The sequence below is a fragment of the Nitrincola iocasae genome (assembly GCF_008727795.1).
Lineage (GTDB): Bacteria > Pseudomonadota > Gammaproteobacteria > Pseudomonadales > Balneatricaceae > Nitrincola > Nitrincola iocasae.
The window spans coordinates 387,633-406,524 of the sequence record NZ_CP044222.1; the positions used below are offsets into that span (position 1 = coordinate 387,633).

General features: G+C 47.7%; 16 protein-coding genes and 1 pseudogene. 11 read left to right on the forward strand and 6 right to left on the reverse strand.

Going from position 1 to position 18,892, the window contains the following annotated elements; translation table 11 throughout:
- Positions 1 to 38: 38 nt before the first annotated feature.
- Positions 39 to 1,016: an outer membrane protein assembly factor BamD gene (locus tag F5I99_RS01920; RefSeq protein WP_151053393.1), complete on the reverse strand. Its 978-nt coding sequence runs from the start codon at positions 1,014 to 1,016 to the stop codon at positions 39 to 41.
- Positions 1,017 to 1,153: 137 nt separating this feature from the next.
- On the opposite strand from F5I99_RS01920, the gene rluD reads away from it, so the two are divergent.
- The 3 genes from rluD to clpB all read left to right on the forward strand — a co-directional run bounded on the left by rluD (position 1,154) and on the right by clpB (position 5,565).
- On the forward strand, positions 1,154 to 2,122 hold the full coding sequence (gene rluD / locus F5I99_RS01925; RefSeq protein ID WP_151053394.1) for a 23S rRNA pseudouridine(1911/1915/1917) synthase RluD: 969 nt from the start codon (positions 1,154 to 1,156) through the stop codon (positions 2,120 to 2,122).
- A 3-nt stretch (positions 2,123 to 2,125) separates the two neighbouring features.
- Complete coding sequence (gene pgeF / locus F5I99_RS01930; RefSeq protein ID WP_151053395.1) at positions 2,126 to 2,863, forward strand: peptidoglycan editing factor PgeF; 738 nt, start codon at positions 2,126 to 2,128, stop codon at positions 2,861 to 2,863.
- Positions 2,864 to 2,988: 125 nt separating this feature from the next.
- On the forward strand, positions 2,989 to 5,565 hold the full coding sequence (gene clpB / locus F5I99_RS01935; RefSeq protein WP_151053396.1) for an ATP-dependent chaperone ClpB: 2,577 nt from the start codon (positions 2,989 to 2,991) through the stop codon (positions 5,563 to 5,565).
- A 143-nt stretch (positions 5,566 to 5,708) separates the two neighbouring features.
- On the opposite strand, the gene F5I99_RS01940 is transcribed toward clpB, so the two are convergent.
- Together F5I99_RS01940 and F5I99_RS01945 are read right to left on the reverse strand one after the other, a co-directional pair.
- Positions 5,709 to 6,470 carry an integron integrase gene (locus F5I99_RS01940; protein WP_151053397.1) on the reverse strand — a complete coding sequence of 254 codons (762 nt, stop codon included), beginning with the start codon at positions 6,468 to 6,470 and terminating at the stop codon, positions 5,709 to 5,711.
- Positions 6,421 to 6,690: a site-specific integrase gene (locus F5I99_RS01945; RefSeq protein ID WP_151053398.1), complete on the reverse strand. Its 270-nt coding sequence runs from the start codon at positions 6,688 to 6,690 to the stop codon at positions 6,421 to 6,423. Before F5I99_RS01945 ends, F5I99_RS01940 begins: the two co-directional genes overlap by 50 nt.
- Before the next feature lie 253 nt (positions 6,691 to 6,943).
- Between F5I99_RS01945 and F5I99_RS01950 the strand changes: the two genes are divergently transcribed.
- The 5 genes and pseudogenes from F5I99_RS01950 to F5I99_RS01970 all read left to right on the forward strand — a co-directional run.
- Positions 6,944 to 7,513, forward strand: coding sequence for a CFI-box-CTERM domain-containing protein (locus tag F5I99_RS01950; RefSeq protein WP_151053399.1), 570 nt, complete (start codon positions 6,944 to 6,946; stop codon positions 7,511 to 7,513).
- 175 nt (positions 7,514 to 7,688) lie between these two features.
- Positions 7,689 to 9,236: an IS1182 family transposase gene (locus F5I99_RS01955; RefSeq protein WP_151053400.1), complete on the forward strand. Its 1,548-nt coding sequence runs from the start codon at positions 7,689 to 7,691 to the stop codon at positions 9,234 to 9,236.
- Positions 9,237 to 9,478: 242 nt separating this feature from the next.
- Entirely contained in the window at positions 9,479 to 10,540 is a 1,062-nt protein-coding gene (locus F5I99_RS01960) for a DUF4297 domain-containing protein (RefSeq protein ID WP_151053401.1), read from the forward strand.
- A gap of 48 nt (positions 10,541 to 10,588) precedes the next feature.
- Positions 10,589 to 12,325, forward strand: a complete 1,737-nt coding sequence (locus tag F5I99_RS01965) for a coiled-coil domain-containing protein (protein ID WP_151053402.1) — start codon at positions 10,589 to 10,591, stop codon at positions 12,323 to 12,325.
- Between the two features lie 232 nt (positions 12,326 to 12,557).
- A pseudogene (locus tag F5I99_RS01970) lies at positions 12,558 to 12,803 on the forward strand (transposase); the annotation flags it as partial.
- Positions 12,804 to 12,824: 21 nt separating this feature from the next.
- Here F5I99_RS01970 and tnpC read toward each other — a convergent pair.
- Genes tnpC through tnpA form a run of 3 tightly spaced genes read right to left on the reverse strand, consistent with a single transcriptional unit; the run spans position 12,825 to position 15,050 of the window.
- Positions 12,825 to 14,375 carry an IS66 family transposase gene (gene tnpC, locus F5I99_RS01975; protein WP_151053403.1) on the reverse strand — a complete coding sequence of 517 codons (1,551 nt, stop codon included), beginning with the start codon at positions 14,373 to 14,375 and terminating at the stop codon, positions 12,825 to 12,827.
- A gap of 34 nt (positions 14,376 to 14,409) precedes the next feature.
- Positions 14,410 to 14,766 carry an IS66 family insertion sequence element accessory protein TnpB gene (gene tnpB / locus F5I99_RS01980; RefSeq protein WP_151053404.1) on the reverse strand — a complete coding sequence of 119 codons (357 nt, stop codon included), beginning with the start codon at positions 14,764 to 14,766 and terminating at the stop codon, positions 14,410 to 14,412.
- Complete coding sequence (tnpA, locus tag F5I99_RS01985) at positions 14,763 to 15,050, reverse strand: IS66 family insertion sequence element accessory protein TnpA (protein ID WP_151053405.1); 288 nt, start codon at positions 15,048 to 15,050, stop codon at positions 14,763 to 14,765. Before tnpA ends, tnpB begins: the two co-directional genes overlap by 4 nt.
- 387 nt (positions 15,051 to 15,437) lie before the next feature.
- On the opposite strand from tnpA, the gene F5I99_RS01990 reads away from it, so the two are divergent.
- The 3 genes from F5I99_RS01990 to F5I99_RS02000 all read left to right on the forward strand — a co-directional run bounded on the left by F5I99_RS01990 (position 15,438) and on the right by F5I99_RS02000 (position 18,872).
- Positions 15,438 to 16,418, forward strand: a complete 981-nt coding sequence (locus tag F5I99_RS01990; RefSeq protein ID WP_151053406.1) for an IS5 family transposase — start codon at positions 15,438 to 15,440, stop codon at positions 16,416 to 16,418.
- A gap of 270 nt (positions 16,419 to 16,688) precedes the next feature.
- Positions 16,689 to 17,303 carry an HAD family hydrolase gene (locus F5I99_RS01995; RefSeq protein ID WP_191905927.1) on the forward strand — a complete coding sequence of 205 codons (615 nt, stop codon included), beginning with the start codon at positions 16,689 to 16,691 and terminating at the stop codon, positions 17,301 to 17,303.
- A 447-nt stretch (positions 17,304 to 17,750) separates the two neighbouring features.
- The gene (locus F5I99_RS02000; RefSeq protein ID WP_151053408.1) at positions 17,751 to 18,872 is read left to right on the forward strand and encodes a Fic family protein; all 1,122 of its coding nucleotides are present in this window, start codon (positions 17,751 to 17,753) and stop codon (positions 18,870 to 18,872) included.
- Positions 18,873 to 18,892: the final 20 nt, after the last annotated feature.

Here is an 18,892-nt window from a genome sequence, read left to right on the forward strand (position 1 = left end):
AAGGTGGTCCAAAAGACAAACGATGTACTGGCTGAGTATTACTGACTTTGCTCGCTTTCCTGTTCGTCGCTACCATCACTTCCAAAGGTGCCGAAGGTGATGCGGTTTAGCAGTGAGCGTTTGCCGCTGCTGTCGGCACGTTGGCCTTGCTCTTCTGCTTCACGTAGCCGATCCGGATTAACCGGGCGTGCCGGTGTAGCCGGTTCAATTTCACCCAACAGACCAAAGCTGGCAGTATAGAGCAGATCGAAGCGCTGCGGTGAGAAAGGACGAATCACGTAATCCGGGTAGTTCAGACGCAGTACATCCAGTGCTTTTTCAGCCAGATCGTTCATGCCCAACTTGGTGTAAGACTCGGCCATAATCGACAATGCATCGGGTACGGCTGGTGTTTCCTGCAGGTTTTCCACTACATAACGACCACGGTTAGCCGCGGCTACCCAGGCTTCACGCTTCATGTAATAGCTGGCTACATGAATTTCATAGGTAGCCAGGCGGTTTTTCAGATACTGCATACGACGCTGGGCATCTGGCGCGAACTCACTGTTAGGGTAGCGGTTCAGCAGTGTGGAAAAGCTTTCAAACGAATCCAGCGCCGCACCCGGATCACGCTGGGTTTCATCCAGTGGCAGGAAACGCGCCAGGAAGTTACGGTCCTCTTCAAATGACGTCAGGCCTTTCAGGTAGTAAGCATAATCGATATGGTCATGGTTGGGGTGCAAGCGAATAAAGCGATCTGCCGCGGCACGTGAGGCGGCGGGCTCACTATTGCGATAGTAAGCATAGATCAGTTCCAGTTGCGACTGTTCAGAAAAACGGCCAAAGGGGTAGCGCGCTTCAAGCAACTGCAGCTTCTCAATCGCCAAAGCCCAATTGCCAGCATCCAGAGCGCTCATGGCATCATCATAGAGCACCTGCTCGGGAATATCGGGAATTGTTTTTTCGCCACCAAACCACGAGCAGCCGGAAATCATGATCAAAAGGGTCAGAGCGCCAATCACTTTGACAAATTGCATATCGCTTTATCCTGAGATGTTGACCGAATCCGGCGTTTCAGATCGGTTTCGGTTATACTGGAAGTACATTCATTCCGGCCTATTAAAACACAACCGGATGCCAAGCTAAAACATCCTAGAGTAAAGATTAGAATTCGATGTCAGAACAGGTTGATTTAAATGCCGACGTACCGGCCGAAATGTACGGTTTACGGTTGGATCAGGCGGTGTCGCAGTTATTTCCTGAATACTCCCGCTCACGGCTGCAAAGCTGGATAAAAGAGGGAGCTCTTCAAGTCAATGGCGAAGCCCGCCGTCCTCGCGACAAACTGAATGGCGGTGAAAAAATTACCGTGTCGGTTGAAATCGCTTCGATCGACCGGCATGCCGCTCAGGATATCCCCCTGGACATCGTCTATGAAGATGACGATATCCTGATTCTGAACAAGCCCTCAGGCCTGGTGGTACACCCGGCGGCTGGCCATGCCGATGGCACCCTGCTGAATGCGCTGCTGCATCATTGCCCCGCTATTGGGCATGTGCCGCGTGCCGGTATCGTGCACCGACTGGATCGTGACACCACCGGCCTGATGGTGGTAGCAAAAACCATCCAGGCGCAAACCGAGCTGGTGGCGCAGTTGCAAGATCGCAGCATGGGGCGTGAATACGAAGCCATCGTGCATGGGGTGATGACCGGCGGTGGTTGCGTCGATGAGCCGATGGCGCGTCACTCCAAAAATCGCTTAAAGATGGCCGTAGTAGGGGTTGGCAAGGAAGCGATCACTCACTACCGGGTGCTGGAAAAATTCCGTTCGCACACCCATATCCGTCTGAAACTGGAAACCGGTCGTACCCATCAGATCCGCGTGCACATGTCACATATCAACTATCCGCTGGTCGGCGATCCGCTTTACAGTGGCCGTGTCCGCTTGACCAAAGGCGCCAGTGAAGAGATGAGAGAGTTGCTGAAGCACTTCCGTCGTCAGGCGTTGCATGCTAAAAAGCTGGAACTCTGGCATCCGCAAACCGGTCAACAGATGAGTTGGGAAATCGATCTGCCCACCGATTTTGAAGCCCTGCGTCGGGTGCTCAAAGAGGATGCCGATAACTGCGACTACGAGCTGTAAACTATGAAACTGATCAGAGCCAGCTGGCCGGTAAAACCAACTATTCATGCCCTGACCACCACCCGTATGGATGGTGTCAGTCAGCCGCCCTACGACGGGTTGAATTTTGCCTACCACGTGGGTGATGATCCGTTACTGGTTGAACAGAATCGTCAGATACTGCAACAGGCGATGGGCCTGAAAAAGCCGGTACAGTGGTTGGAACAGGTGCATGGCACGGCTGTGGTTAAAGCCAGTGATGATGACTGCCCTCTGGCCGCCGATGCTTGCTGGAGTGATGAACCCGGCATGGCCTGTGCGGTAATGACCGCTGACTGTCTGCCGGTGCTGTTTACTGACCGTGCCGGTACACGTGTAGCCGCTGCCCATGCCGGTTGGCGTGGACTGGCTAACGGCGTGCTGGAAAATACCCTGGCGGTATTTGCCAACCCGGCTGATGTGATGGTCTGGCTGGGTCCGGCTATTGGCCCTCTGGCATTTGAAGTCGGGGATGATGTGTTTCTGGCCTTCTGCGAAGACAATCCGCTCGCGTCAGCGGCTTTCATCCAGGCACCCACCAATCCGGGCAAATGGCTGGCGGATATCTACCGGCTGGCGCGTATTCGACTCGCCGCCGCGGGGGTTACTGAAGTCTACGGCGGTGATTTCTGCACCTTTACCGATAGTGAGTACTTCTATTCCTATCGTCGAGATAATCAAACCGGGCGTATGGCCAGTTTAATCTGGATCGATGGCGAATAAATTAGCTGATTAAAATATAACCACTTGAATTGAGCAAAGCGCAGCCCCATTAATTCAGCAACAGTAACAGATGCCGCGGTTGTCCTGATCAACCGCCGCATCCACGCAGAATTAAGGAGAAGGGCATGAGTCCTGATAAATTCACCTCGAAATTAAATGACGCCCTGGCTAAAGCCCAGTCACTGGCGGTTGGTAAAGACCATAACTTTATAGAACCGATTCACCTGCTCGCGGCATTCATCGAACAGCGCGATGGCTCCGTGCGCCCTTTGCTGGGGCAAGCCGGTGCGCAAATGCCACTGCTGAGCCGCAAAATCGGTGAAGCCCTGGATCGCTTACCCCAGGTCAAAGACCCGGATGGTGAAATTCGACTGTCGCAGAATATGGCGCGGCTGTTCAACCTGACCGATAAACTGGCGCAGAAGCGCGGTGACCAGTACGTTGCCAGCGAACTGATGCTGCTGTCGATGGTCGACGACAAAACCGATGCCGGGCGAGTGCTTAAAGAAGTGGGTGTTACCCGTGAAAAACTCACCGAAGTGATCAATAACATACGTGGCGGTGCCGCGGTAACTGATCCCAATGTGGAAGAATCACGTCAGGCGCTGGATAAATACTGCGTCGATCTCACCGAACGTGCTGAAAACGGCAAACTTGATCCGGTCATCGGCCGTGATGAAGAGATCCGCCGTACTATCCAGGTACTGCAGCGCCGTACCAAAAACAACCCGGTATTGATCGGCGAACCCGGTGTGGGTAAAACCGCCATTGTCGAAGGACTGGCGCAGCGCATTATCAATGGCGAGGTGCCGGAAGGGCTCAAACACAAACGTGTCTTGTCGCTGGATATGGGCTCGTTGATCGCCGGAGCCAAGTTCCGGGGTGAATTTGAAGAACGCCTGAAAGCGGTGCTGAATGAACTGTCGAAACAGGAAGGCCAGATCATTCTGTTTATTGATGAACTGCACACCATGGTCGGCGCCGGTAAAGGCGAAGGCTCCATGGATGCCGGGAATATGCTCAAGCCTGCGCTGGCACGCGGCGAACTCCACTGTGTCGGTGCTACCACGCTGGATGAGTACCGCCAGTATGTGGAAAAAGATGCCGCGCTGGAGCGGCGTTTCCAGAAAGTCATCGTCGATGAACCCAGCGAAGAAGATACCATCGCCATTCTGCGTGGCCTAAAAGAGCGCTATGAGATTCACCATAGTGTCGATATCACCGATTCCGCCATCGTCGCTGCCGCCAAGCTGAGTCAGCGCTATATTACCGACCGTCAGCTACCGGATAAAGCCATCGACCTGATCGACGAAGCCGCCTCACGCATCCGTATGGAAATGGATTCCAAACCCGAATCCATGGACCGTCTGGAGCGTCGACTGATCCAGCTGAAAATGGAGCGTGAAGCGCTGAAAAAAGAGAAAGATGACGCCTCGCAAAAGCGCCTGAGTGAACTGCAGCAAACCATCAGTAAACTGGAAAAAGAATACTCCGATCTGGATGAAATCTGGAAGGCCGAAAAAGCCAGTCTGCAAGGCTCACAAAACGTTAAAGAAAAACTCGATCAGGCCCGTGTGGAAATGGAACAGGCGCGCCGGGCCGGTGACCTGACGAAAATGGCCGAGCTACAGTATGGCCGCATCCCTGAGCTGGAAAAACAGCTTCAGGCTGCCGATACAGCCGAACAGGATGTGCAGGAAACCAAACTGCTGCGCAATAAAGTCACCGAAGAGGAGGTGGCCGAAGTTGTATCGCGCTGGACCGGTATTCCGGTTAACAAAATGCTCGAAGGCGAGCGCGACAAACTGCTGCGCATGGAAGACGCCCTGCACCAGCGCGTAGTCGGACAGAGCGAAGCCGTCGTGGCAGTCGCTAACGCCGTACGCCGTTCGCGTGCCGGTCTGGCTGACCCCGCCCGACCCAGCGGCAGCTTCCTGTTCCTCGGCCCAACCGGTGTGGGTAAAACCGAGCTCTGCAAAGCCCTGGCACACTTCCTGTTCGACACAGAAGAAGCCATGGTGCGCATCGATATGTCCGAGTTCATGGAGAAACACTCCGTCGCCCGACTGATCGGTGCCCCTCCGGGCTATGTCGGCTATGAAGAGGGTGGCTACCTCACCGAAGCCGTGCGGCGTAAACCCTACTCCGTACTGCTGCTGGACGAAGTGGAAAAAGCCCACCCGGATGTCTTCAACATCCTGTTGCAGGTACTGGAAGATGGCCGCCTGACCGATGGCCAGGGTCGCACCGTCGACTTCCGTAACACCATCGTGGTGATGACCTCTAATCTGGGATCTGACCTGATACAGGGTTACAGTGGCGATGATGACTACAGCCTGATGAAAAAAGCGGTAATGGAAGTCGTTGGTATGCACTTCAGACCCGAAGTGATCAACCGTATCGACGAACTGGTGGTATTCCACAGCCTGCGCAAAGACCAGGTGGCCGGTATCGCCAATATCCAGCTGGAACGCCTGCGCAAACGCCTGGCCGAACGCGACCTGCGCCTGACCCTGACACCCACCGCCCTGGAAAAACTGGTGGATGTCGGCTTCGAACCCGTCTACGGCGCACGCCCATTGAAACGCGCCATCCAGCAGTGGATCGAAAACCCGCTGGCACAAAAACTCCTGGCGGGTGACTACCTGCCCGGTAGCGAAATCAGCGTAGATGTCGAAGCGGGCGAATTCACCTTCCACTAAACGTCAATCTGCGACTAACGTTCCTCTATCAAAGGCTTGCTCATGCAGGCCTTTGTTGTTTTAATCGAGTAACCACAATTTAAGTAGTCTCACGCTGTGATGGAGCACGGTCCGGGCGGTAGCGTGCTTGAAGGGTGGGGTTTTCAAGCGGTTCCTCGTGTTAGGGTGGATAATGGGCTTCTGACACCCTGAGCACCTTGCTTGAGTACGTGTGTATAAATTTCGGTTGTTTTGACATCTGCATGACCAAGTTGCTGCTGTACCGTGCGGATATCAACGCCCGATTGCAGTAAGTGGGTCGCGAAAGAATGACGTAACGTATGACAGGAAACCGGTTTACGAATACCTGCATTTCTTGCCGCCATTTTAATCAACTTGTTCAAATTACTTTCATCAAAGTGATGGCGACGAAGCTTTTGGCCTGACGGGTCTGTGGTCAGCCGGGAAGCAGGGAAAAGATAATGCCAGCCTAGATCAAATTGAGCATTCGGATATTTGCGCGCAAGTGCATCTGGCATCCATACCCCTGCATAGAGCTTACTGGCTAAGTCTTTTTTGAGTGTGACCTCTATTTGTTGGATTTGAATTTTTAAAGGTGCAACAAGCTCATTAGCCAGTGTTACCAAACGGTGCTTACCACCTTTGCCGTTGATGACACGAATCTGCTGATAGTCAAAATCGATATCCTGGACACGAAGACGCACAAGCTCAATTCGCCGCAAACCCGAACCATATAAAATGGCCGCCATCAAATAATGAGTGTCCTTAAGCTGACTGAGCAAATCTGCCACTTCAACCAAGGTTAGCACCACGGGTAGTTTGCTTTGTTTATGTGACTTGTTGAACCCGCTTAGATCACCAACGGATTGCTTTAAGAACTTGGTTTTTAAAAAAAACGATAGCATTCAACGCCAATGCTTGAGTGCTTGGTGCGACTTGTCGTTCCGTCGCAAGGAACGTAAGAAAGCGTTTGATATCTTCATCATTGAGAAGTGAAGGGTGCTTCTTACCATTGAACAAGATAAAGATCTTGATCCAATACAGATAGGTATCAACAGTGCGGCGTCTGTAGCGTAGGGTGTGCATAAAATCGCTAACAGATTTGAGAAAGGGCGATTTATCCATAAAAAATCCTCATCCATGAGAAATGTGTGGAATTAATGTACCTTATTTGCGCTGGAGAAGTCGAGTCGAATACCTTATTCTTAGCGTGGTATTTTTTGTTGGTGTGGTTTAGTTTTATAAATCAATAAGATATGTATTTTGTTGAATTTTGCTGTATAAATTTAAGGTATACCCGCTAATAAATATTATGAGGTCGAAGACCTCATTAACGGACTGTTAGACAGCCGAGTTACCCATAGTAAGGGAGGAAAATATGGAAGAGTCTGAGATTGAAAGTGTAGGGGAAGCAGAGCAATATCATATGAAAGCTCTTTTTATCCTTCACGAGGTACAGGCGAACAAGCAGGTTTATGGTTCGAACTCGGCGTTATCTGGAGCAAATCCAGCAAATGTTGATTTAGCGCTTCAATATATTAACCGATCAATAGAGATAGTCCCAGAAAACGCTGTATATCTCAATCTAAAGGCATTATTACTTTGGGAAGGAAAAGGAAATAAAGAGGCAGCACTTCCCCTGTTGGAGCGAGCGGCAGAGTTAAGCCCAAGAGATATAGATATTCAAAATAATCTGAACGCAATTAAATCTTCCCAATGTGTCATTGCCACCGCCGCTTTCGGAACTCCTCTAGCAGATGAAGTAAAAATCCTTAGATTATGGAGAGATGATATACTCCGCAAATATTTATTAGGTAGGTTTTTAATTTTCACTTATTATGCCGTCAGTCCACCAATTGCATCATTAGTTGGGCGTAGTAATATTTTACGTGCATCTGTCCGAGTTATATTGCGGCCAATAATACGTTATATAAAAAATATATTATGACTTGTCTAACAATTAATTGTAGTCGCCCGTAAACGGGCTGGGACCTCCGCTGCTACGCAGCTCCGGCCCCTAAATTAGGCGTTGAGACTGTCGGATAAGTCCCCCAGCCCTTGGCGGGTGGCACAGTGTTCCGCTAAAATCACTGAATCGACTTTGAGACCAGAGGTGGCAAGGGATGGCGCGGTACAAGCACTACGATTACAACCAGACCAAAATGATTCCGCTACGTTTTGCGGATCAGATCCAACCTGGCACCTTTGAGTATACGCTGAACCACGTCGTGGATAATGATCTCGATCTCAGCGTGTTTGAATCCCGCTATCGCAATGACGTCAATGGTGCTCCGGCATACGATCCAGCGATTCTGCTGAAGGTGGTGTTATTCTCTTACTCCCGAGGTCTCACCAGTAGCCGCAAGATCGCTCAGGCATGTCGAGAGAATGTGATTTTCATGGCGCTGTCGGCTGATAGCCAACCTCATCACAGCACGATTGCAGACTTTATCTCCCGTATGGATGAAGTGATTGTGCCACTGTTTACGCATGTGCTGATGGTGTGTGATGGACTCAACCTGATTGGCCGGGAAATGTTTGCCATTGATGGCTGCAAGCTACCCTCCAATGCCGCCAAAGAGTGGAGTGGTACACGCGCTGAATTAAACCGTAAACAAGCCAAGATAGACCGTGCGGTTTCACGCATGATGACCGCGCATCAGCACGATGACCGTCAGGATCAACCTCCTGAAATTCTCGCCCGAGAGCAGGCTCATATTGAGAAACTTGAAAAGGTCTCTGCCAAGATAAAAAAGCACTTGGCGACCGCGCCTGAACGGCTCGGTCAGCGTGGCACGCCTGTAAAAGGAAATATCACTGATCCCGATAGTGCAAAAATGAAGACTTCACGGGGCGTGATACAGGGCTACAACGGTGTCGCTGCTGTTGATAACAAACACCAAATTATCGTCCATGCCCACGCTTATGGTGCGGGTCAGGAGCAGCACACCCTGGAACCTATGTTGATGGGGATTCATCGCCAGTTCCGGCAGATACAACCGGACTCCTCGATTCTGCGTGAAGCCAAGATTACGGCTGACAGTGGATTCCACAGCGATGCCAATATGAAGCTGATCTATCGCTTGGGTATTGATGGTTACATTGCCGATAACCAGTTCCGTAAACGCGATCCACGCTTTGCTGAGTCCATAACCTTCAGCACAGCCAAGGCACAGCGACGTAAAGAACGCGGTGGCCAGGTAGCACAACGCTTCACACCCGCTGACTTTGATTATGATCCGCTGACTGAAACCTGCCGCTGCCCAGCAGGCCAGCCTATGTGGAAGCGCTTCAAGGGACTGATAGGTGAACAAGAAACCATCAGCTTCCAGGGCTACCGCCAACACTGCCGAGACTGTTCTCTAAAACATCAGTGCCTGCGTAGACCCAATCAACAAGATGGACGGCAAGTGAGCTTTGCACTGAGTGAGCGCAGACCCCTGTCCAGTTTTATCGAGAAGATGAAGCAGAAGATCGACAGTCCAATGGGTCGCCATATCTACAGCCAACGCTTGGGTACAGTAGAGCCGGTGTTTGGCAACCTGGAAAGCAATAAAGGCTTGAATCGATTTACTCTAAGGGGTAAATCCAAGGTGAACGCGCAGTGGTTGATGTACTGTATGGTGCATAACCTTGAGAAGATTGCGACACAGGGGCAACAAAGGCATTAACGGAGCCAAAAGTCTCTGCATGGTGGCTATGGCTGCCTTAGATAATGAATATCGACTGTTTGAATGAGTAAAACGATTTACTGATTTGAGCAGATCACAATTAACAGAACGATGAAGGGGCTGTCGATGCTGGGGATATTGATGTCAAAATGTCTAATCCGACAGGCTCGTTATACGGTGGTCGTAATAAACCTGATTCGGCCCAAAGCAGACATTGATAATATGCCAAAAGAGCGTTAAATATGGACAATCCTTTAGCAGATCCGCAAAGAGAAAAAAAGGGTGCGGAAACATTTGGTAAATACGACTATCAATATCATTGGGCGTTTAAAAAATTATTGGATGAGCATAGGAAAAAGAAAGAGTACGCCATATTTGTTGAATTGCATGAAGACGTTATTTTTGCGAATTCATTGGAAAAAGAAACCGCTGAGTTTGAGTTTTATCAAGTAAAAGAAAATAGCGGTAGCTCACAGCATACTGTTAATAGCTTAACGAAAATAAAGACCGGTAGTAAAAATTCTATATTAGGTAAGTTGATTGAATCATATCAAGGTAAATCATTCAGCGATGTTATTTCTTCAGCTAGCTTGGTCGCGACAAGCGGATTTAGCAAGTCGATGGTGAAAAATGGACTTGAGCTTGATGAAATAACTGTGTCAGAAATCAAGCTTCGAAGTTTAGCAACCTTTAAAGCCCGCATTCTAGAAGAGTTAGGGCTTGAGGAATGCCCTGTCAATATTCGCTTTATAGTGCCTAGGCTCTTACCAGATTCCCACAGGGAAAGTGTGATAGCTGGAATAGTTGATCTGATATCTGATCTTTATCCAAATAGCCAATGTGATGCGGTTAATATCTATCGCGTTTTGATAGATGAATTACACAGGAAAGGGAAGGTTAAATATGATTACAGTAAATGGGATTCCTTATTGAAGGAGAAATCCTTAACATCTCAAACTGTTCAGAAAACATTTGAAGCGCATAGCAGTATTAAGGGGCTAAACGAGGTGGAAAACTTAGCCAATGATCTGATATCAGATCTAGATCTGAATTTTTCAAAACGACGTAAACTGCTACGTGCAATAAGTGGTTATTACACGAGAAAAGTGTCAAACAGCAATAGTTTATCGCTGAGGTTTGGAAGTGAGGTGAGAAGCCTGTATTCCCAATTCCGGCATTTTGATACAAAAGAGCTCTTAGAAAAGATCGAGAGTTCCTTGGCTGATAAGCTAAAGACAGGCATGGGGAGCTATGATGATTTCATTGCGGCGATAATATGTGAAATCGTGATAGGAGAGTTATGAATAAAGAAAACTATAGGTTGCTGATAAGAAATTTGAGAAAAGGAAAGCATGAAAAACTTTATATTCAAACGCGTAGTGATTCTGTCAGATACCCAAAAATCCGCGAGTCAGTTCGTATTTCAAAAGAAATACAATCTGATAACGGGAGGCCTGGATCATAGCGTAGGCAAAACATCTCTAGTAAAAGCCATGTTATGGGCAATAGGATGTGAGCCACATGATTTATCTAAGTCTTGGAAGGCTTTAGATTGTAAGGTATACGTTGAATGCGATATTGGAGAGGACCAGTGTGTAATTTATCGTTACCAAAACATCATGAAATTAAGTGTTAATGGTGAGCCATTTCAACGATTTTCAAAAATCACTGGACAGTATGCATCTGTTTTTGCCGATTTAGTTGGTTTCAGTGTGTTGCTACCAAATCGTCCACCTAAAAATCAAGAGCCGGTTCTCGAAACGCCGCCACCCGCTTACTATTTCTTACCTTTTTATGTTGACCAGAAAAAAGGTTGGAGCGAAGTATGGAATGGTTTCGATAAACTAGGTCAGTTTGCAGACTGGAAGAGAAAGGTAATAAGGTTCCATACTGGATACTTGCTACCAGAGTACTTTGGAATCGAAGAAGAAATATACGAGTACAAAAAGAAAGAATCTGTAGCTCAAAATGAAATAAAACGTATAAACACGGCGCTGGAAGTTGTTGATGAATATGTACCTAGAACACAATTCACAATTGATAATCAAGAACTAGAAAAGATTACTAAAGAAGTTAGAGAGACACTGCGGGAGCTATCTATTGAGCAGGAGAACATATTAAATGAACTGTCCAGATTAACGTCAGATAAATACCATTTAGACGCTCAGCTAGATCTTGTAACTGAGGCAAGCCAAGAATTAGAAGAAGATTATAAGTTTAGTGTTGAAAATATTGAGGGCGACGAGTTAGAGTGCCCTTTATGTGGTACGTATCACGACAATACAATTATAAGTAAGGCTGAGATTCTTGCCGACAAACAACAATTAAAAATGCAAGAAAACGGATTGAGAAAGCAATTGAAGTCTCTGGACAAAAATATCTCTCGTTTAAATTTCAAGCTGGATCGTGTGCGAGAAGATATTCAGGACATTAATCGCAAGTATACTATTGAAGACTCAGAAGGAAAAAGACTAGAGCTAGTAGACATTGTTGACAGCCTCGCTTCGAGCGCAGTTCAAAAGAATGTAACCCATACCAAAGAACAAAAACAGTTGGCGTCAAAAAAAGCTAATGATAAACAAAAAGAATTAAAGAAAGAACAAGGTAAACTTCTGACAAAAAAAGATAAGGAAGAAAGGAATGAACACTTCCTGGCTCGTTTAGAATCGAATATCCAAAAATTGTCAGCTTCTGGCGTTAACTTAAACGGAGTCAAGTCTCCCGAGGATCATAGAAAAATATTAAAAGATGGAGGTGCGGCAGAAAGTACTCGGGCAATATTAGCTTATCACGCTTCGACGATAGATATGATAAAAACCTTTGGTTCAGAAGCTCTTGCGCCATTCATAATTGATACTCCCAGACAGCATGAGCAAAATGACTTTAGTTATAAGTGTATAATTGATTTAATACTCAGCGGACTCCCTCATGAGCAACAGATTTTTCTTTGTGCGTTGAATGACCCCGTAATTGAAAGCTACAAGGAAAAAGCGAAAGTTATTACCTTAAATAAAAAAGATAAGTTGCTCGGGAATGGGGATTACAAAAAGCTCAGAGATGAGTTAGAGGATATTATCAATTTTGAGTAGTTCGTTTCAACGCCAACTGAACTTCTTATGTATATATATGCACATATTCTAAGTGTCCGCTAATGGGTGGATTTGGGCATCGCGAAGATTCGAAGGTTACGTATAACCAAACGCTGCTGTCGGACAAATTTTCCGCTTCGCTCCACATTTGCCGCAGAGCGTGGCGTTCAGGCTGTAGAAAAACCTCTTCATCTATGGTCTGATGAGATTTTCAGGAGACGGAGGCTCTGGGATGGCTCGATTCAAACATTACGACTACAACCAGATGTCGATGGTGGTCATCAACTACCTGGAACAGATCCAACCGGGTACTTTTGAATTTGCGCTACACTACCTGATCTCTGAAAAACTCGATCTATGTGCTTTTCATCAGCCCTATAAAAATGATGCTGAAGGCCGCCCAGCCTATGATCCGGCTATACTGCTCAAGATTATTTTATTTGCTTACTCAAAGGGCATTACCTCCAGCCGTGAAGTAAGCGCCAATCCAACCACCCAGTTACATCAACTCAGGATTTAAGCTAGCGCTCCAAGGCAGCAGCTTCTCGATAGCATCCACACTCTGCGCGTTGGGTAGCTCTCTGAAGACGACTTTTAAATACTCATACGGGTTCAGGCCATTGGCCTTGGCGGACTCGATCAGACTGTACAGGTTAGCACTGGCTTTGGCGCCCGCCTGGCTGTTGGCAAATAGCCAGTTCTTGCGACCCACGGTGAAGGGACGGATGGCATTTTCCGCACGGTTGTTGTCAATCGGATAGGCACCATCATCCAGGTACCGGATTAACCGATCCCACTGAGAGTGAAGATAATACAGTGCCTTGCCAATCGCCGTTTGCGGTGGCACCTGTGGCAGACTTTTTTCAAGCCAAGCGTGTAATTTATCAATCACGGGTTTGGCATCGTCTTGTCGTCGCCGGTAGCGTTCATCCGGTGGCTGATCTTTCATGGCTTTTTCTAATGCGTATAGCTTCTGGATAAAGGCTAGCCCTTGATCGGCTTTGCCGGTTTTCCCCTTTTTCTGTAGCGCTTTGGCATCCATCAGCTTGCGTCGGGCATGGGCCCAACAGCCTAAGCGGGCAATCTGGTAGTCGGTACAGGCTTTTCCATACCCCTCATAACCGTCTACCATGATGGCATTCACGGTTTCATCCAGTAGGGCCAGCGGCACCTCCTGACGACGAGAGTCCTCATAATGGAATAGCACGGCGGGCTGTTTGGCGAAGCTGCCCATTACCCACATGTAGCTGGTGCTTTGCGCGGCTTTATCCGGCTCGTTCAGTACCTGAAGGGTTGTTTCATCCAGGTGGATGATTGGTTGTGCCAGCAGCTGCTCATGCAGCAGGTTAATCAACGGCTGCACCAACTGACCGCAACGCACCATCCAGTTGGCCAGGTTGGTACGATTCAGTTCCAGTCCAACTCGTTTGAAGATTTCTGACTGGCGGTACAGCGGTAATGCATCACAATATTTTTGTGTGGCCACATAGGCGAGTAACCCAGGGCCTGCGATGCTTTTTTCGATGGGCTGTTTAGGCTTGCAGGCAATGGCATGGTGTTGCTCACAGCAGGGACAGATATATTTCTGGCGGCGGTGAACGATGACCTTGGCTTGTGCCGGGATGATTTCCAGCTGTTCGTGATCTTCTGTACCGATGACTTTGAGCTGGGTGCCATCGTGCGGACAGACCCGTTCTGATTCCGGTAGCTCGTACAGCACGTCTTCACGCGGCAAGTGTGCTGGGAGACTCACTCGGGGCTTCTTGCGGCGTGTATGAGCGGGTACTTCTAAAGTGTTTGCAGTATCAGGAGCGGCGTCTAGCTCGCCCTCCGCATCGTCTAAGGATTCCGCTTCATTGAACAACCCAAGATCAAGTTGATCCTGGGTGAGCTTTTCACTGCTGGGGGCAAACTGCTTGCGGTTGAACTGTTTAATCAGTTCTTCCAAGGTTTGGATACGCCGCTCACGCGACTGCAACAGCGCGTTTTTCTCTTCAAGCTGCGCTTTGAGTTGGGCGTTTTCTTCTTGTAAAGTGGCGGCGTTTTTCATGCCACTATTTTACCAAAAAACTCTCCAAAAAGGATCAGGCAACGTCTTGATAAAAGAGTGTTTTGTGCGGTTTTAATTGCGTAATATCAAAGCCGCGCAACAGCCATTGCCACTGCTCATGATTGATCGTCACCGGATCAGTGGCCCACTGCCTTGGCCACTTGAACTTGTCGCGCTCCAGGCGTTTTTGCCAGAGGGCGAAGCCGGTCTCATCCCAGTACAGCACCTTGAGCTGGGTGCGTTTCTTGTTGCAGAAGACGAACAGCGCCTTGTCAAAAGGTGACAGCAACATCGTATCCTGAACAATAACACTGAGGCCGTTGATGGCTTTGCGGAAGTCCACTGGCTCACAGTGCAGATAGACTTTGATGTCTTCCTGCCATCGGATCATGCGGCCAGCGCCTTCACCAGTTGCGCAATGACCTGCGTACTGGTCGTTGGGAGATGCACTTTAACCGTACCATACTGGATGACGACGCTGGTCGTATCCGCAGGGGTAGGCCTCACTTCCACAAAGGGATCCTTCGGCGAGATGGCTTTCAGCTTGATCCGGCGCAGGCTAAAGTATTTAGGATTTAATCCGCGCACTGAGCAGAACTCAGCCTGGCTCTGGTTGCTTTGCTCAAACTCGTTGATCAATGACAGCCATTCGGCTTTGGTACGGTACTTTCTCATGGAAACCTCCTAGCGTTGAAAGCTGTGAGGTTATCGAGTTGGCTTCAGTTCGAATAGGCGGTGGTTGGATTGGCGCTTACGGTTAACCGGCCTCTGTCCTATTCAAACAGCGGGTTACCTTTCAGTCCCAGTTAGTTTCAGGTTCAGCGCCGGTGTAAGTCCACTCGCTCAGAGTATTGATGCACGCCAGCAGGACGGATAATCAAAGCGACGGGCTTCGAGTTGGGTGTAGAAATCGGGTTTCAGGTCTGAATGACCAGTCAGTGTAAACTTTGGTTTACATATTTTGATTTGTAAACTACAGTTAGCACATGATAGGGAACCTGCGATCAAGTCCCTGATGTGAGATAATCTGAGCCAATAGCCATCAACAAAGACATTCATTCCATGAGCCATCAACTCACCTTTGCCGATAGTGAATTTTCCAGTAAACGCCGCCAGACTCGTAAAGAGATTTTCCTGTCTCGGATGGATGCTTTATTGCCTTGGCCACAGCTGTTAGATGTCATCGAGCCGCACTATCCCAAAGCTGGCAATGGACGCCGTCCCTATCCACTTGAAAGCATGCTGCGTATTCATTGCATGCAGCAGTGGTACAGTCTCAGTGATGAGGCCATGGAAGATGCACTCTATGAGATTGCGTCCATGCGGTTGTTTGCTCATTTATCACTGGATGGGGCTATTCCTGATCGGACCACCATCATGAACTTTCGGCATTTACTGGAAAAACACAAACTGGCCCGCAAGATACTCAAAGCCGTGAATCGCTGGTTATCTGACTGCGGTGTCATGATGCGGCAAGGCACACTGGTTGATGCCACGATCATCGAAGCGCCGAGCTCCACCAAGAATAAAAGCAATCAGCGCGACCCGGATATGCACCAGACAAAGAAGGGCAACGACTGGCACTTCGGCATGAAGGCTCATATAGGCGTAGACGCCAAGAGTGGTTTAACCCACTCGTTGGTAACAACCCCTGCGAACGAACACGACCTGAATCAACTCAATAACCTGCTGCATGGTGAAGAGGAATTTGTGTCGGGTGATGCAGGTTATCAAGGTGCTGAGAAACGGGAAGAGCTTAAAGAGACAGGCGTGGAGTGGCTGATAGCTCAACGTCCTGGCAAAGTCAGAGCATTGAAAAAACATCCGCGTAAAAACAAAGTCGCCATCAAAATTGAATACCTAAAAGCCAGTATCCGTGCCAAAGTGGAGCATCCGTTCCGCATCATCAAATGTCAGTTTGGATTTGTGAAAGCCAAGTACAAAGGATTACAGAAAAATGACAATCAACTGGCGATGCTATTTGCATTGGCTAACATCGTTCGAGTAGACCAAATGTTGCGCTGGCAGCCTAAATCCGCCTAAATTCAGGATTGGCACGGGAAAACGATAAAGTTTAGCCATCAATGGCTTTATATCGGCCAATAACGGCAAAAATCTGCTTAAAAAGCACTCGATTGAGAATGAGTGCCGTCAGCAGAGTAAAAGCTCCGGCTTAATCGCTGGTTCCCTAAAGAATGCCCAGTCCCCCTCACATACTGAAGATCAACAATCAAGGCGATCACAAGGGATCAGCCACCTGATCAAGTTGGCTGACCCCTTGATACTTGATACCTTGATATAATGGAGGCATGTTTGAAAGACACTATTATGCTAGACCTTGATGGCGTCATTCGACATTGGTCCGATGTTGAGGTTAATAACGCAGAAAGGGAACTCGGAATTGCGGTGGGCACTTTGTATTCTTTTGCATCGTCTCAAGAGTTATCATCACTAGCTACGATAGGAGCGATTTCTCATGATGAATGGTGTGGCCGAATCAGAACAGCGCTGTCTTCTGAGTATGATGAAAATATCGCTGAACAGCTGGTGTCGGCTTGGTATACAGCAAGCTGTGAAATCGATTTTACCCTTCTTGATAAAATCAAGCGTTTAGCTCCTATGAGCAAGCTGGTCTTAGTGACCAATGCGACATCGCGTCTTACAGCTGATCTGGATAAAGTAAATTTACTCTCAAGGTTTGATGTTGTGGTGAACTCTTCGACAATAGGTGTCGCGAAGCCAGATCCTAAGTTCTTTGAAAAAGCCTTGGCTTTATCTGAGAGCCAGGCAGCTCACACAGTATTTGTAGATGACAAACTCAGCAATGTACATGCCGCTAGTTCGTTGGGTATTGAGAGCTTTCATCATCAAAGTGTCGTGGATACACTTGAGTTTATCCGCAAGCGTTTCACTTCTACGGCAGTTTAGTAAAGACTGCGTCCTGGATGGCAGAGTCCACACACAGTCTAGAACGCTTGTCGCAGGCATTAGATGCCATGGAGCTATGTTAAGGGGGAGCAGCGCTTCCGTTGACAGATAAGGCTAACGACAAAACTACTAGCCTATCAGATACTGCAAAATATGAGAGTCTAACCATCTAGGCTATCATAGGTTCACGACAAAACCACTAGTCTCTCAGATATTACTAAAAATGAGAGTCTAGATCGTTAGACCTTCATAGATTGACGACAAAACCACTAGTCTCTCAAACTCTACGAAAAGTGAGAGTCTAGGGGGACATCGTTCTTTTATAGTGACGATAACGTGCCTTAAGCATCCTATGTATCAATATTTGACATGCAAAAAGACGTAGATATACTGGACAAAATCATTTGTCATTAATAATTGATATTATTTGAGAGGCTAGTTGGGCGTATGGATCTAGATCTAGAGAACGCGGTGCATTACCACTACGATCAATTTCCGCCTAATCAACTGGATTATGGCAGTTTTGTTAATGCCTTACTTAAAGCAACCGACGCGATTGCCCGCTATGATCAGATGCTCAAAAATATGCACAACAGTGAGATATTACTGGCCCCATTAAGGAATCAAGAGGCCGTTATTTCCTCAAGGATGGAGGGCACTGTGAGTACGATGGATGAAATCCTTAAGTATGAGGCGGACCATGAGAATGATGCGACAGGTACGTCTACGGCTCGATCAGAGGTAATAGAAACCATTCTTTACCAACGAGCATTAAAAGCAGCACAGGGAGCAATGAGCGATGGACATCCTATATCTCAGTCCTTTGTTAAAGCGATTCATCAACGGCTGCTATCTTTTGGCCGAGGAGCTTCAAAATCTCCGGGAGAATTCAAAACAGAACAAAACTACCTCGCCGACAGGAATAAGCGAAAAATACTGTTTATTCCTGTTCGTCCCGAGAAACTGCAGGATGGCTTAGATACACTGTTTGAATATATCAATAACAGCTCTGATCCTGCGCTCATTAAGGCTGCAATGACTCATGTTGAGTTTGAGGCATTGCACCCGTTTAAAGATGGTAATGGCAGAATTGGCCGCATGTTAATAACGCTTATGTTATGGCAATCAGGCACGATAGCGGCACCTCATTTTTATGTGAGTGGTTATTTTGAAGAAAATAAAGATGAGTACATTGACATGATGAGGCGTGTATCAGAATCTGGGGATTGGAATGAGTGGTGCGCATTTTTTCTGGAGGCAGTCGAGCAACAAGCAATAAGCAACTTAGTGATTGCTGAAAACATAAGATCTTTATATGAAAAAATGAAGCAAACATTTGCTGATGTTCTAGCGTCGAAATGGAGTATGACAGCGCTTGATTTTGTGTTTACAAATCCGGTTTTTCGAAACAACAAATTTACATCAAACAGTGGCATACCCTCAGCTAGTGCAGCACGATTTACAAGGATACTGCTGGATGAAGGGATAATACAAACTGTCGAAGAAGCTTCAGGAAGAAGGCCTGCTCTTTATTCATTTGAGCCATTAATGGAGCTTGTTCGAGTATGACGCAGTGAGAACCTAGCCTA